Below are 13348 nucleotides of genomic sequence, written 5' to 3' on the forward strand. Positions count from 1 at the left end.
TGTCAGACCAGCTGGCCGGAGAGCGACCGGATGCCGGTGACGATGAGGTCCAGCCCGGCGTCGAATTCCGCGTCGAAGTCGCGATCCGACGGCTCGGTGACGTTGAGGCGCTCCATCTGTTCGCGGGTCTGCTGCTCGATGGTGAAGCCGATGACGAACTGGCTCAGGGCTGTTCGGGCGGCCTGCGCGGCATCGTCGGCCATGCCCCCGGCGCGGGCAGCGGTCACGAGATGGTCGCCGACCGGCGACGTGATCAGTCCGGACGCGTAGGCGGACGAGATGACCTCGGCGGAGTCCTTGTAGCGCAGCATGGCGGCGCGCATGGCGACGGTCGTATCGCGCAGCTGATCCGTCCATGACGGACCGGCCGTGGGCTCGGGGACGGCGGCCAGGACCTCGTCGGCTACGGCAGCCAGCAGCGTCTGCTTGTTGGGGTAGTGCCAGTAGAGCGCGCTCGGCCGGATGTCGAGGGCGGTGGCGAGGCGGCGCATCGACAGGTCGGCCAGGCCGAACTCGTCGAGGATCGCGAGGGCGGCCTCGAGCACATCGCGCTGCGTATTTGCCATGGACCACACCCTACCGGGTAACCTGAACGGCGTTCAGGAGGTGATCATGGTGACGTCGACGACAGTCACGGGTGTGCAGCAGCGCGGTTTGAGCTGGCTCGCGGGCGATGCGGCCGACCGCCGCGCGGCCGGCCTGCACCGGGAGCTGCGGGCCCGCGCCGCGGGTGACCGGCTGCTCAACCTCGCCTCCAATGATTATCTGGGCCTTTCCACGCATCCGGACGTGGTGGCCGCCGCCGGTGTCGCGGCCGCCGATTTCGGCGGCGGCGCCGGGGCCTCCCGGCTGGTGTCGGGCACGACCGGGCTGCATGCCGCGCTGGAGGCCGAGCTCGCCGACTTCTTCGGCACCGAGGCCGCCCTGGTGTTCTCGTCGGGCTATCTGGGGAATGTCGGCGTCATCGGGGCCCTCGCCGGTCGTGGCGACCTCATCGTCAGCGATGCCGGTTCGCATGCCTCGCTGATCGACGGCTGTCGGCTGTCGCGGGCGGAGGTCGTGGTCGTCGACCGCGGCGACGTCCAGGCGGTTCGCGATGCGCTTGCGTCGCATCCGGCCCGCCGTGCGCTCGTCGTGACCGATTCGATCTACAGCGTCGACGGCGCAGTCGCCCCGATCGCCGAGTTGTATGGGGCGGCACAGGATTTCGGTGCGACGTTGATCGTCGACGAGGCGCATGCGCTGGGTGTCCGCGGTCCGGGCGGTCGGGGGATCGTCGCCGAACAGGATCTCGCCGGCGCGCCGGATCTCGTCGTGACGACGGTGCTGTCGAAATCGCTCGGCGCACAGGGGGGAGCGGTCCTCGGTTCGGCGCTGCTGCGCGACCACCTGATCGACCGCGCGCGGACTTTCATCTTCGATACCGGACTGGCGCCCGCGGCGGTCGGCGCGGCGCGCGCCGCGCTGCGGATTCTGCGTGCCGAGCCCGAGCGGGTCGACCGCACGCGCGCCGCGGCCCGCACCATCGCGCAGCTGCTCGGAGCGCCCGAACCCGAGGCCGCCGTCGTGTCGCTCATCGTCGGCGATCCGGACCGTGCCGTGCGCGCCGCGCAGCTCTGCCGCGAGCGCGGCGTGCTTGTCGGCTGTTTCCGGCCGCCGTCGGTTCCGGTCGGCACCTCCCGGCTCCGTCTGACAGTGCGTGCGGATCTCACCGACGACGAGATCGCCACGGCGGCAAACCACATCGACGCGGCACTGCGCGAGGTCGGGGCTCGATGAGCACAGTGGTCATCACCGGCACCTCCACAGATGTCGGCAAGACGATCGTGACCGCCGCACTCGCGGCGGCGCTGCGGTCGGCCGGGACCCGCGTGGCAGTCTGCAAGCCCGCGCAGACCGGCGTGCTGCCCGGCGAGCCGGGCGATCTCGCCGTCGTGGAGGCCCTCGCCGGCCCGATCACCACCGCCGAATGCGTGCGCTATCGCGATCCGCTCGCGCCCGAAACCGCCGCACGCAGTGAAGGCGCCGAGCCCCTGCCGCTGTCGACCATCGTCGACGCGATCACGCCGTTGCAGGCGACCCATGACGTGACGCTCATCGAGGGCGCCGGCGGCATCCTGGTGCGCCTGGCTCCCGATCTGACCCTGCTGGACGTCGCCGCGGCGACCGATGCGCAGGCGCTGATCGTCACCACGGCCGGGCTCGGTGCGCTCAACCACTGCGAACTCACGGTGGATGCGCTGCGTGCCCGGGGTATTCGGCCGACCGGTCTGGTGATCGGTTCCTGCCCGGCCGACCCGGATCTCGCGACCCGGCACAATCGCACCGATCTGCCGCGGCTGTCCGGGGTGCCGCTGGTGGGCGCCGTCCCCGCCGGCGCCGGCCGTCTGGACCCGGAGACCTTCCGCGCCGCCGCGACCGGCTGGTTCGACGCGGCCTGGCTCGCCGAGCACACGACCGCATCCACAGCCCACCAGGTACCGACAGCCCATCAGGCGCCCACAGCCCATCAGGCACACTGAATCCGAAAGAACGAGGAGAACCATGACCGAGGCCCACACCACCGGTGGCACCGCCACCATCGACGAGACCGACATCCTGGCCGTCGCCCGCGAGCAGGTGCTCGAGCGCGGCGTCGGGCTGACGCAGGAGCAGACCCTCGCGGTGCTGCAGCTGTCCGACGATCGTCTCGAGGAGGCGTTGCAGCTGGCACACGATGTCCGGATGCGGTGGTGCGGCCCCGAGGTCGAGGTCGAGGGCATCATCTCGCTGAAGACCGGCGGCTGCCCGGAGGACTGCCACTTCTGTTCGCAGTCCGGCCTGTTCGAGTCGCCGGTGCGCAGTGCCTGGATCGACATCCCGTCGCTCGTCGAAGCCGCCAAGCAGACGGCCAAGACCGGCGCGACCGAGTTCTGCATCGTCGCCGCCGTGCGCGGCCCGGACAAGCGGCTGATGAGCCAGGTCGCCGCCGGCATCGAGGCGATCCGCAACGAGGTCGACATCCAGATCGCCTGCAGTCTCGGCATGCTCACGCAGGAGCAGGTGGACGAGCTCAAGGCGATGGGCGTGCACCGCTACAACCACAACCTCGAGACCGCGAAGTCGCATTTCCCGAATGTCGTCACCACGCACAGCTATGAAGAGCGCTGGGACACGCTGAAGATGGTCCGCGAGGCCGGCATGGAGGTCTGCTGCGGCGGCATCCTCGGCATGGGCGAAAGCCTGGAGCAGCGTGCGGAATTCGCTGCGAACCTGGCCGAGCTGGAGCCGGACGAGGTGCCGCTGAACTTCCTCAACCCGCGCCCGGGCACGCCGTTCGGCGATCTCGAGGTGCTGGAGCCGAGCGAGGCCCTCAAGGCCGTCGCCGCGTTCCGGTTGGCGTTGCCGCGCACCATCCTGCGCTTCGCCGGTGGCCGAGAGATCACCCTCGGCGACCTCGGTGCCAAGCAGGGCATCCTCGGCGGTATCAACGCCGTCATCGTCGGCAACTACCTGACCACGCTCGGCCGTCCGGCCGAGGCCGATCTGGATCTGCTGGTCGACCTGCAGATGCCGATCAAGGCGCTCAACGAAACCCTCTGAATGACAAGCGGACTGATGGCTGGTGTTTCTGTCATGACCGACTTCATCGTTCCCGGCCCGCTGGCCGAGCCGATGAAGTTCGGCGTGTACACCGGCATCGAGCTGGAGGTGCAGGACGCGGCCGCGGTGCCGTGGACCGCGCAGCTCGGTCTGGAGCCGCCGCGGTACTGCGGCCAGTGCGGCCGCCGGATGGTGGTTCAGGTGCGTCCCGACGGTTGGCGGGCGCGCTGCTCGCGGCACGGTGACGTCGATTCGACGGAGCTGCCGGACTACCGATGACCGTCACGGATCCGTCGTTCGCGGCCAACGGCCCTGCGGTGCCGCAGGCGCCGCCGTCGATCGATGCGCGTCGCCGCGCAACTGCGATCTGCTTGGTCGGCACCCTGGTCGGCGGCGCCGTACTCGGCGTGATCTGGGGGCTGCTCGTCCCGGGTGTGCGCGGCTTCGTCATCAAGCCCGACGCCGCCGGCGATCTCGTCTCGGAGGCGCCACTGCGATTCGACGCACTCGGCATGTTCGCGGCGTTGTCGATCGTCTTCGGCGTCGTCGTTGCCCTCGGGATCTGGCAGGCCCGGTCGATCCGCGGCGGAACCGGCGTGATCGCCACAGCGGTGCTGGCGCTCGCGGGTTCGGCCGTCGGTGCCGTGGTCGGTGAAGGCATTGCGCAGGCACGGTTTCCGGGGCGGGGGAGCACGGAGCCCGGGCATTACTACATGTCCGCACCGTCGCCGTATATCGACGGCGCCAAGGCGCACCTGGGCGTCACGATCTCCATGGGCCTGGCGATTCTGCTGATCGCACCGCTGGTTGCATTGCTGACATTGGTCATCGTCGCAGTGGCGCAACGCGATCCGACGTTGGCCGGATCAGGGTGGCGGTCGCAGGGTGGCGAACTCGTCGGTGACGCGCATGCGCGACTCGGTGAACCGGTAGAGGGCGGGCGGCCGACCGCCGCTGGGCCCGGGCCGGCCGAGAGTGCCGGTGGCGGTGACGACGCCGCGTCGACTCAGGATCCGTAGCAGATTCGTCGCGTCCACCGGATAATCCAGTGCGGCGCTGTAGATATCGCGCAGCTCCGACATCGGGAACTCCGGGGGCGCGAGCCCGAACGCGATGTTGGTGTACGACAGCTTCGCGGCCAGTCGGCGGCGCGCATTCGCCACGATCGTCGCGTGGTCGAAGCTCATCGCGGGCAGATCGTTGACCGGATGCCAGGCGGTGTCGTCGGGCAGTTTCGCGTCGGCATGTTCGGGAACCAGCCCCAGATACGTGGTGGCGATGACCCGCGGCCCCGGCACGCGACCGGGATCGCCGAACACCGACAGCTGCTCCAGGTGCGCGACCTCGCGCAGGTCGACCTTCTCGGCCAGCTGCCGTCGCATCGAGGCATCGAGGGCCTCGTCGGGGCCGATCATGCCGCCGGGGAGCGACCATCGACCGGCGTCGGGCTCGTGGGCGCGCTGCCACAGCAGCACGGACAGCCCGGCGGTATCGGAGCTGCAGAGCGGCTGGTAGCGGAACACTGCGGCGAGGACTTCATGCCCGGTGCTACCATGGATCACGTTTTCGATTGTAAGGCGAAAACCCGACGGCCGCCAATACGGCCGAAGTTTGAGAGGAGCGGCACGATGACAGTGACCGCGGACAACACAGACCTGACGCCGTACGGCGGCGTAGTCGGCGACGCCGAGTGGGCCGCCGAGGTGCGGCGGCTGGCCGAGCAGCGCGGGGCGACGCTGCTCGCGCACAACTACCAGCTGCCGGAGATCCAGGACGTCGCCGACCACGTCGGCGACTCGCTCGCGCTCTCGCGGATCGCCGCCGCGGCGCCCGAAGACGAGATCATCTTCTGCGGCGTGCATTTCATGGCCGAGACCGCCAAGATCCTCAGCCCGGACAAGCGCGTGCTCATCCCGGATGCCCGGGCGGGCTGCTCGCTGGCCGACTCGATCACCGCCGACGAGCTGCGCGAGTGGCGTGCCGATTTCCCCGACGCGGTCGTCGTCTCGTATGTCAACACCACCGCCGAGGTGAAGGCCCTCACCGACATCTGCTGCACCTCGTCGAACGCGGTGGATGTCGTCGCGTCGATCGACCCGGACAAGACCGTGCTCTTCCTGCCGGACCAGTTCCTCGGCGCCCACGTCAAGCGCGTGACCGGTCGCGAGAACATGCAGATCTGGGCCGGCGAATGCCACGTCCACGCCGGCATCAACGGCGAGGAACTCACCGAGCAGGCGCGCACCCACCCGGATGCCGAGCTGTTCGTCCACCCCGAATGCGGTTGTGCCACATCGGCGCTGTACCTTGCCGGCGAGGGATCCTTCCCGGCCGACCGCGTGCACATCCTGTCCACCGGAGGAATGATCGACGCCGCCAAGGCCGCGACGTCGAATCAGGTGCTGGTCGCGACCGAGGTCGGCATGCTGCACCAGTTGCGCAAGGCCGCACCGGGTATCGACTTCCAGGCGGTCAACGACCGCGCGTCCTGCCCGTACATGAAGATGATCACCCCGGCCGCGCTGCTGCGCTGCCTGCAGGAGGGCAAGGACGAGGTCACGCTCGATCGCGACATGGCCGACGCGGGTCGTCGCAGCGTGCAGCGAATGATCGAGATCGGCAACCCGGGCAGCGGGGAGTAGTCCTCGTGTGGGAGGCCGACGCGGACCTGGTGGTCGTCGGCGGCGGCGTCGCGGGACTCACGGCCGCGCGCACGGCATCGGCTCGCGGGCTCCGGGTGCTCATCCTCAGCAAGGGCGGGCCGACCGACACCGCGACGCAGTATGCGCAGGGCGGCGTGGCCGTCGTTGCGCCCGAGGGCGATTCGATCGAGTCGCATGTCCGCGACACCGTCGAGGCGGGGGCCGGTCTCTGCGATATCGCCGCCACCCGGTCGATCGTGTCGGCCGGGCCGGAGGCGGTATCGGCGCTGACCGGGCTCGGCGCCGTCTTCGACACCGGGCGCGACGGCGACCTGGCGCGTACCCGCGAGGGTGGCCACAGCACCCGCCGCATCATTCACGCGGGCGGCGACGCCACCGGAGCCGAGGTGCAGCGTGCGCTGAATTCGGCGGGGATGTCGGTGATGTTCGGGTCGCCGGTACTGGATGTCGTGGTCGGCCGCGACGGTGTGCAGGGCGTCATCGCCCTGTCCGGCAACGGGTTCGGCGTCATCCATGCGCCGGCGGTGGTGCTGGCGACGGGCGGTCTGGGGCAGCTGTACGCCTGCAGCACCAATCCCGCGGGTGCGACGGCCGACGGCATAGCGCTTGCTCTCCGGGCCGGTGCCGTGGTCGCCGATCTCGAATTCCTGCAGTTCCATCCGACGGTGATGTACGTCGAGGGCGGCCGCGGACGACGTCCGTTGATCAGCGAGGCGGTGCGCGGAGAGGGCGCGACGATCGTTGACCACAACGGTGACTCGGTCACCGACGGCGTGCATCCCCGCGGCGACCTGGCGCCGCGGGATGTGGTGGCGCGCGCCATGGCGGATCGGATGTCGCACCTCGGCGCCGATCACCTGTATCTGGACGCGACCGGAATCGCGGGCTTCGCACAGCGCTTCCCGACGATCACCGAGTCCTGCCGCGCCGCGAACATCGATCCGACCGTCGACCTGATCCCGGTGGCGCCGGCCGCGCATTATCAGTGCGGGGGCGTCGTGACGGATACCGCGGGGCGCACCCGGGTTCGCGGCCTCTATGCCGCGGGCGAAGTGGCCCGGACCGGGCTGCACGGCGCGAATCGGTTGGCGTCCAACAGCTTGCTGGAGGGTCTGGTGATCGGCGCCCGGGTCGGCGAGGCGGCCATCGAACGGCAGGAGGCTGCACGGCCCGTTGCCGAGGTTCCGGACACCACGCGGGCTCGGCTACCGCGGACCGCCCTGCAGGAGCTGATGACCACCCATGCGGGGGTGGTGCGGGACGAGATCGGCCTGCGCGACGCGTCCCGAACCGTCGCCCGCGACAGCACCGAATCCGGCAGCGCGACAGTCGATGCCGTGGAAGACGCGGCGCTCACGCTCACCGCCCGGGCGCTGCTGCTCGCCGCGATCACCCGCACCGAGAGTCGCGGCTGTCACACCCGGTCGGATCATCGCGGCAGCCGGGAGGAGCTGCGGCGCAGCCTGCCGATCGGCCTCGCCGTCGACGGCGAACCGCAATTGCTCGGCCCGGATGCCCTGGCCCCGACCCCCTGGGAGACCGCGACGTCGCGGGCTTCCTGACCCAAGGAGAAATCACGATGGCGTTGGACGGAGGGGCTGTGGCCCCGGGCCTGGATCGCGACGACGTGTTGCGCGTCATCCGCACGGCACTGGACGAGGATCTCAAGTTCGGTCCCGATATCACCACGGCTGCAACGGTTCCCGCCGATGCGCGCACCACCGGGCGGATCGTCAGCCGGCAGCCCGGCGTCGTTGCCGGTGTGGACGTCGCCGTCGAGGTGTTCCGCGAGGTGATCGGCGAGGACCTGACCATCGACCAGCAGCTCGCCGATGGCACGCGGGTAGAGCCGGGCACGGTGGTGCTGGCGATCACCGGCCCGACGACCGGGATGTTGACCGCCGAGCGCACCGCGCTGAACCTGCTCTGCCACCTCTCGGGCATCGCCACGGCCACCGCGGCGTGGGCCGACGCGATCGGGGAGACGAAGGCCAAGGTCCGCGACAGCCGAAAGACGTTGCCGGGCCTACGAGCACTGCAGAAGTATGCGGTGCGTGCGGGTGGCGGCGAGAACCATCGGATGGCCCTCGGCGACGCCGCGCTCATCAAGGACAACCATGTCGCGGCCGCCGGCTCGGTGACCAAGGCGCTGGAGGCAGTGCGCGCGATGGCGCCGGATATCGAGTGCGAGGTGGAGGTCGACACCCTCGAACAGCTCGATGAAGCACTCGCCGCGGGTGCGGAACTGGTTCTGCTGGACAACTTTCCGCTGTGGCAGACGCAGATCGCCGTGCAGCGCCGGGATACTCGGTCGCCGCAGACCAAGCTGGAGAGCTCCGGCGGGCTGTCGCTGGAGATGGCCGGCGACTACGCGCGCACCGGGGTCGACTATCTCGCGGTCGGCGCGCTGACGCACTCGGTCACGGCGCTGGACCTGGGGCTCGATGTCTGACTGTCGACCGGCGGCGACCCGCCTCGGCCTGGTGTCTTTCGTTCACCCGAGGCTCTCCAGTGCCGCAACGATGTCGGGGACCTCGGTCCGTGCCGTGTAGTCGGGCTGAATATCGACGAAGCGGACGATCCGATCCGGGTCGACAATCAGCACGGCCGGCCGCGGAAGCGATAGTGCACCGTCGGCGTTGACGGAGGCCAGGTGGAGTCCGAGTGCGGCCTGTGCGGCCACGACGTCATCGGGTTGCCGGAACGCGATCCCGACCTCGTATGCCAGGCGGGCGCCGGGGTCGGACAGCACGGTGAAGTCGAGGTCGGCCTTCTCCGCCGTCGAGAGGGATTCGTCGGGACTCTGCGGGCTGATCGCGATCAATCGTGCGTTGAAGTTCCCCAGGCGCGGCAGCAGGTCCGTCTGGTACGTGCGCAACGCAAGATTGCAGTACGGGCACCAGCCACCGCGATAGAACACGATCACGGCCGGCCCGGTTTCGAGGATCTGGTCGAGGCTGACGCGCCCACCGGTGGCGTCATCGAGAGTGAACGCGGGCAGTTCGTCGCCTACCGCGATCGCATCACCGGAGACGCCCTCGTTGACGAGGTCCTGGATACTCCGGTCGAAGACCTCCAGGACATCCGACGGAAGCTGTTGTGCTGCAGTTTCTTTTACCTTGGAGGACTGTTCGCGAATGGTGGTCATCGGGATCCCTGTCTGGTGCGGATGGAAGTGGACTAGATAGTCCAGTAGATAGACTGCACCATGCCTCGACTGGACTGTCAAGTCCAGTCGAGGGATACTCGGTCAATGGGAACAACGCCGACGACAGCGCGGGGACGCGAAACGCGACAGCGGATCGTTACGGCCGCGGTCGAGGTGGTCGCCGAATGCGGCGCGGTCAGCGCGAGCCTCGACGCGGTGGGTGAGCGGGCGCCAGCATCACGCAGCCAGCTCTATCACTACTTCGATGACAAGTCGGATCTGTTGCGGGCAGTGGCGGAGGCCACCAATGACGCGGTGATGGATGCGCAGGAAGAGTTATTTGCCGGCCTCGACCGCTGGGAAGGATGGGTGCGCTGGGCCGACGCGCTCGTCGCGCTGCAGGAGGCGCGCGGAGGAGTCGGCGGCTGCCCGATCGCCAACCTTCTCGGCCAGATCGGTGAACGTGACGACGACATCCGCCGCGTGCTCGCAACGGGATTCGACCGCTGGGAGTCGGCAATCCATGCCGGACTGCGGCACATGGTCGACTCGGGTGAGCTTCGCGCCGATGCTGATCTCGACCAGCTTGCGGTGTCGACTCTGGCCAGCCTGCAAGGGGGACTCGTACTCGCTCAGGCACGCAGGGATCCGAGGGCGTTGCGCGCGGCGCTCGACGGAGCGCTCACCCTGATCGCGAATTCTCGCACCGCACACTGACGCTCGGATCACGCGTCAAGCCTCTGGGCCGGCGGGGAACTCGATCACCTCGCCGCGGTTGATCGAGACCCAGTCGCGCGCCTGCAGATAGGGCCGGAACGCGTCGGTGATGGCCTGCTGGTCGGCGGCGGTCTTGGGCCGTTGCAGCTCGTACAGGTGTGGGAATTCGGTCCACGCCACGACGGCATTCCACAGCCGGAGCGCGGCATCGCCGGTGGGCGGATCGATGAGGACGGGTCCGAACAGGCATTGGCCGCCCGAAGAATCATTCGTCGCCGGGAAGAACAGGGTCGGGACGCCGTAGCCGCCGGCGTCGACCACTCGCCGGTGGTCGGCGAGCACCTCGTCGTTGGTCGTAGGATCGGCTACCGCTCGGTCGACCAGCGCCGGATCGAACCCGAGTTCGCGGAGTAGCTGCCGGGCGACCGCCGGCTCATGCGGCTTCAGCCCCTCGACATGCAGGGCGTGGCCGGCTCGGGCGTACCACGCATCGAGATCGCCCATCGATTCTCGACGCAGTAGCGCACCGATCCGCATCATCGTCCAGCCGTACGACCAGTCCCGCTCCCACGGGTGTTTCTTGCCCTCGACCCGGTTGATCTCCTCCAGGCTGAAGAAGCGCCAATTGACCGTGAGGCCGGTCTGTTCGCGAACGTCGCGGATCCAGCGGGACGTCTGATAGGCGAACGGGCACATCACGTCGAAATGGAAGTCCACTGATGTCGCTGTCATAGGTTCCTCGCTCAAACCGTGCTCTGTGAGAGGTGCCATCCACGATATGTCCACGGTTGCCCCCAGAGCGCACGGTTTGAGCAGGGTTCCCAGCCAGCGCCGCTACCATCCGGCGCAATGACGAGTCGGATGTGCACGGTGGTCGCGGTGCTGGCACTGCTGGTCGGCGTGCTCGCGGGATGCGGCCCGTCCGATTCGGGGATCGTGCGGCTCACCGCGCCGCCGATGGGCTGGAACTCGTGGAACGCCTTCGGCTGCGGCGTCACTCAAGACGAGGTGCACGCGGCTGCCGATGCGCTGGTGTCGAGCGGCATGCGGGACGCCGGGTATCGGTATGTCGTGGTCGACGACTGCTGGTTCGATTCGTCGCGCGCCGCCGACGGCGGCCTGCGCGCAAATCCGACCACCTTTCCCGACGGGATGGCCGCACTGGGGACGTACCTGCACGACCGCGGGCTGAAGTTCGGGATCTACGAGTCGCCGTCGGGCCGCACGTGTGCGCAGGTGAACGGCGCGTATCCGGGCTCGACCGGCAGCGCCGATCATGTTGCCCAGGATGCCCGGACGTTCGCGTCGTGGGGTGTCGACTATCTCAAGTACGACTGGTGCGCCGCGCCGACATCGGCGGATCGGATGAAGCGCGCATTCACCACGATGCGCACCGCGTTGCGCGACACCGGCCGACCGATCGTGCTCAGCATCAACCCCAACAGCCTGGAGGCCGATCCGGCGGTGCCGGAGACCGTCGGCGCGGCGAATGACTGGTCGGGCGCCGCGGATCTCGTGCGCACCGGCGCCGACGTCTATCCGCTGTGGGACAACGCAATCGCCGATCAGGTCTATGTGCACGGCTCGTACACGATCGCCGGGATCCGCGACACCGTCGAACGATCGGCATCGGTACCGGCGCATACCGACTACTACAACGATCCCGACATGCTGGTGATCGACACATCGCTGTCGACGCTGGGATTCCCCGCGACAGTGCCGGTTCCGGCCGAATTGCCCGATACGCAGGGGCGAGTCCAGCTGGTGATGTGGGCGATGCTCGGTGCGCCGCTGATGGCCGGCAACGACCTCGGCCGGATGTCCGACCAGACCCGGACATTGCTCACCGATCCGGGGGTGATCGCCATCGACCAGGATCGGTCCGCACCGGGCGGCCGAACCGGCCGCGTCGGCGACCTCGAGGTGTGGCAGCGACACCTCGCTGACGGCGACCGTGCGATCGCCCTCTACAACCCCGAATCTGTCTCGGCGACAACGCGGCTCGATGCGCCCGCGACACAGGTCCGGCCAGGTTGCCGCGCGACCGACCTCCTCGCCGGACGGCCGCAACCACTCGATACACCCGTCACCGTCGCGCCGACGAGCGTGGGGCTCTACCGCGTCAGCTGCGGTGAAAAGAACTCTGCGGCTGCCGGAAGTTAGTGCACATAATGGAAAGCATGACGACTGCATCTGCGTACTGGGCCACGTCCGCCACCGATCCGCTGGTTCCGGCCACCATCGAGCGACGGCCGGTCGGCCCGAACGACGTGCAGATCGCGATCGCCTACGCCGGCATCTGTCACTCGGATATCCACACCGCCCGCGGCGAATGGGGCCGGACCAACTACCCGGTGGTGCCCGGGCATGAGATCGCCGGAACGGTGACCGAGGTCGGTTCGGCGGTCACGAAGTTCGCGGTCGGCGATCGGGTCGGCGTCGGCTGCATGGTGGATTCGTGCGGCGGGTGCGAACCCTGCCGCATGGGCGAGGAGCAGTTCTGCGTCCAGGGCAATACGGGGACGTACAACGCGATCGGCCGGGACGGCGAGAAGACTCAGGGCGGCTACAGCACCTCCATCGTCGTCGACCAGCGTTTCGTGCTGTCGATTCCGGAGGGTGTCGGCCTTGACGAGGCCGCGCCGCTGCTCTGTGCCGGCATCACCGTGTACTCGCCGCTGCGGCACTGGAACGCGGGACCGGGGCGGCGCGTCGCCATCATCGGCCTCGGCGGCCTCGGGCACATGGCGGTGAAGATCGCTGCGGCCATGGGCGCCGAGGTGACGGTGCTGTCGCAGTCGCTCAAGAAGATGGAGGACGGGCTGCGGCTGGGCGCCTCGCACTACTACGCGACGGAGGACCCGGCGGTCTTCAAGCGGCTGCGCAACGGATTCGACCTGATCATCAACACGGTCTCCGCCAACCTGGACATGGGCCGGTACCTGTCGCTGCTGGCGATCGACGGCACGCTGGTCGAGCTCGGCGCACCGGAGCATCCGATCGAGGTGCCGGCGTTCGCACTGCTGACCAATCGGCGCAGCTTCGCCGGGTCGATCATCGGCGGCATCGCGCAGACTCAGGAGATGCTCGACTTCTGCGCGCAGCACGGGCTCGGCGCCGACATCGAGCTGATCCCGGCCGACAAGATCAACGAGGCCTACGACCGGGTCGTCGCGTCAGACGTGCGGTACCGCTTCGTCATCGACACGGCAACGCTAGCCGGCGCCAGCTGAACGAC

14 protein-coding genes and 1 pseudogene are annotated in these 13348 nt (G+C 68.9%); 11 read left to right on the plus strand and 4 right to left on the minus strand.

Annotated features, from left to right (window positions below; genetic code table 11):
• Positions 1 to 2 precede the first annotated feature (2 nt).
• Positions 3 to 566, minus strand: a complete 564-nt coding sequence (locus tag G341_RS0113585) for a TetR/AcrR family transcriptional regulator C-terminal domain-containing protein (RefSeq protein WP_018179697.1) — start codon at positions 564 to 566, stop codon at positions 3 to 5.
• 46 nt (positions 567 to 612) lie between these two features.
• Here G341_RS0113585 and G341_RS0113590 point away from each other — a divergent pair, with 46 nt between their 5' ends.
• The 5 genes and pseudogenes from G341_RS0113590 to G341_RS24175 all read left to right on the plus strand — a co-directional run.
• Entirely contained in the window at positions 613 to 1779 is a 1167-nt protein-coding gene (locus G341_RS0113590; protein WP_043451565.1) for an 8-amino-7-oxononanoate synthase, read from the plus strand.
• Positions 1776 to 2522 carry a dethiobiotin synthase gene (gene bioD / locus G341_RS22060; protein ID WP_018179699.1) on the plus strand — a complete coding sequence of 249 codons (747 nt, stop codon included), beginning with the start codon at positions 1776 to 1778 and terminating at the stop codon, positions 2520 to 2522. Before G341_RS0113590 ends, bioD begins: the two co-directional genes overlap by 4 nt.
• 22 nt (positions 2523 to 2544) lie before the next feature.
• Entirely contained in the window at positions 2545 to 3582 is a 1038-nt protein-coding gene (gene bioB, locus G341_RS0113600) for a biotin synthase BioB (RefSeq protein WP_018179700.1), read from the plus strand.
• A gap of 33 nt (positions 3583 to 3615) precedes the next feature.
• Positions 3616 to 3861 (plus strand): biotin synthase auxiliary protein BsaP, encoded by a 246-nt coding sequence (gene bsaP / locus G341_RS0113605; RefSeq protein ID WP_018179701.1) that lies wholly within the window; start codon positions 3616 to 3618, stop codon positions 3859 to 3861.
• Positions 3858 to 4418: pseudogene (locus G341_RS24175) on the plus strand (DUF2567 domain-containing protein); the annotation flags it as partial. The gene bsaP and the pseudogene G341_RS24175, both read left to right, overlap by 4 nt.
• A 30-nt stretch (positions 4419 to 4448) precedes the next feature.
• Here the strand turns inward: G341_RS24175 and G341_RS0113615 are convergent.
• Complete coding sequence (locus tag G341_RS0113615; protein ID WP_018179703.1) at positions 4449 to 5144, minus strand: NUDIX hydrolase; 696 nt, start codon at positions 5142 to 5144, stop codon at positions 4449 to 4451.
• 66 nt (positions 5145 to 5210) lie between these two features.
• Between G341_RS0113615 and nadA the strand changes: the two genes are divergently transcribed.
• From nadA to nadC, 3 genes are read left to right on the plus strand one after another with little or no spacing between them, the layout of a single operon-like run.
• Positions 5211 to 6224, plus strand: coding sequence for a quinolinate synthase NadA (nadA, locus tag G341_RS0113620; RefSeq protein WP_018179704.1), 1014 nt, complete (start codon positions 5211 to 5213; stop codon positions 6222 to 6224).
• A 5-nt stretch (positions 6225 to 6229) separates the two neighbouring features.
• Entirely contained in the window at positions 6230 to 7807 is a 1578-nt protein-coding gene (locus G341_RS0113625) for an L-aspartate oxidase (protein ID WP_018179705.1), read from the plus strand.
• A 17-nt stretch (positions 7808 to 7824) separates the two neighbouring features.
• A complete protein-coding gene (nadC, locus tag G341_RS0113630; protein WP_026303657.1) occupies positions 7825 to 8697 on the plus strand; it encodes a carboxylating nicotinate-nucleotide diphosphorylase in 873 nt (290 codons plus the stop codon).
• 42 nt (positions 8698 to 8739) lie between these two features.
• On the opposite strand, the gene G341_RS0113635 is transcribed toward nadC, so the two are convergent.
• Positions 8740 to 9393 (minus strand): peroxiredoxin-like family protein, encoded by a 654-nt coding sequence (locus G341_RS0113635; protein ID WP_018179707.1) that lies wholly within the window; start codon positions 9391 to 9393, stop codon positions 8740 to 8742.
• A gap of 105 nt (positions 9394 to 9498) precedes the next feature.
• Between G341_RS0113635 and G341_RS0113640 the strand changes: the two genes are divergently transcribed.
• A complete protein-coding gene (locus tag G341_RS0113640) occupies positions 9499 to 10110 on the plus strand; it encodes a TetR/AcrR family transcriptional regulator (RefSeq protein ID WP_026303658.1) in 612 nt (203 codons plus the stop codon).
• A 15-nt stretch (positions 10111 to 10125) separates the two neighbouring features.
• Here the strand turns inward: G341_RS0113640 and G341_RS0113645 are convergent, their stop codons facing one another.
• Positions 10126 to 10842, minus strand: a complete 717-nt coding sequence (locus G341_RS0113645; RefSeq protein WP_026303659.1) for a mycothiol-dependent nitroreductase Rv2466c family protein — start codon at positions 10840 to 10842, stop codon at positions 10126 to 10128.
• 117 nt (positions 10843 to 10959) lie between these two features.
• On the opposite strand from G341_RS0113645, the gene G341_RS22065 reads away from it, so the two are divergent.
• A complete protein-coding gene (locus tag G341_RS22065) occupies positions 10960 to 12273 on the plus strand; it encodes a glycoside hydrolase family 27 protein (RefSeq protein WP_081622536.1) in 1314 nt (437 codons plus the stop codon).
• A 17-nt stretch (positions 12274 to 12290) separates the two neighbouring features.
• Positions 12291 to 13343, plus strand: coding sequence for an NAD(P)-dependent alcohol dehydrogenase (locus tag G341_RS0113655; protein ID WP_018179711.1), 1053 nt, complete (start codon positions 12291 to 12293; stop codon positions 13341 to 13343).
• Positions 13344 to 13348 lie beyond the last annotated feature (5 nt).

Origin of the sequence: Jongsikchunia kroppenstedtii DSM 45133, from assembly GCF_000380485.1 — a bacterium.
GTDB classification, from domain to species: domain Bacteria; phylum Actinomycetota; class Actinomycetes; order Mycobacteriales; family Mycobacteriaceae; genus Jongsikchunia; species Jongsikchunia kroppenstedtii.

Excerpts from the sequence above, each read along its gene's own strand:
- nadC (WP_026303657.1), top strand. The coding sequence starts at position 7,825 with ATGGCGTTGGACGGAGGGGCTGTGGCCCCGGGCCTGGATCGCGACGAC.
- bioD (WP_018179699.1), top strand. The coding sequence starts at position 1,776 with ATGAGCACAGTGGTCATCACCGGCACCTCCACAGATGTCGGCAAGACG.
- G341_RS0113640 (WP_026303658.1), top strand. The coding sequence starts at position 9,499 with ATGGGAACAACGCCGACGACAGCGCGGGGACGCGAAACGCGACAGCGG.
- bsaP (WP_018179701.1), top strand. The coding sequence starts at position 3,616 with ATGACCGACTTCATCGTTCCCGGCCCGCTGGCCGAGCCGATGAAGTTC.
- G341_RS22065 (WP_081622536.1), top strand. The coding sequence starts at position 10,960 with ATGACGAGTCGGATGTGCACGGTGGTCGCGGTGCTGGCACTGCTGGTC.
- G341_RS0113645 (WP_026303659.1), bottom strand. The coding sequence starts at position 10,842 with ATGACAGCGACATCAGTGGACTTCCATTTCGACGTGATGTGCCCGTTC.
- G341_RS0113655 (WP_018179711.1), top strand. The coding sequence starts at position 12,291 with ATGACGACTGCATCTGCGTACTGGGCCACGTCCGCCACCGATCCGCTG.
- G341_RS0113635 (WP_018179707.1), bottom strand. The coding sequence starts at position 9,393 with ATGACCACCATTCGCGAACAGTCCTCCAAGGTAAAAGAAACTGCAGCA.
- G341_RS0113585 (WP_018179697.1), bottom strand. The coding sequence starts at position 566 with ATGGCAAATACGCAGCGCGATGTGCTCGAGGCCGCCCTCGCGATCCTC.
- bioB (WP_018179700.1), top strand. The coding sequence starts at position 2,545 with ATGACCGAGGCCCACACCACCGGTGGCACCGCCACCATCGACGAGACC.
- G341_RS0113590 (WP_043451565.1), top strand. The coding sequence starts at position 613 with ATGGTGACGTCGACGACAGTCACGGGTGTGCAGCAGCGCGGTTTGAGC.
- nadA (WP_018179704.1), top strand. The coding sequence starts at position 5,211 with ATGACAGTGACCGCGGACAACACAGACCTGACGCCGTACGGCGGCGTA.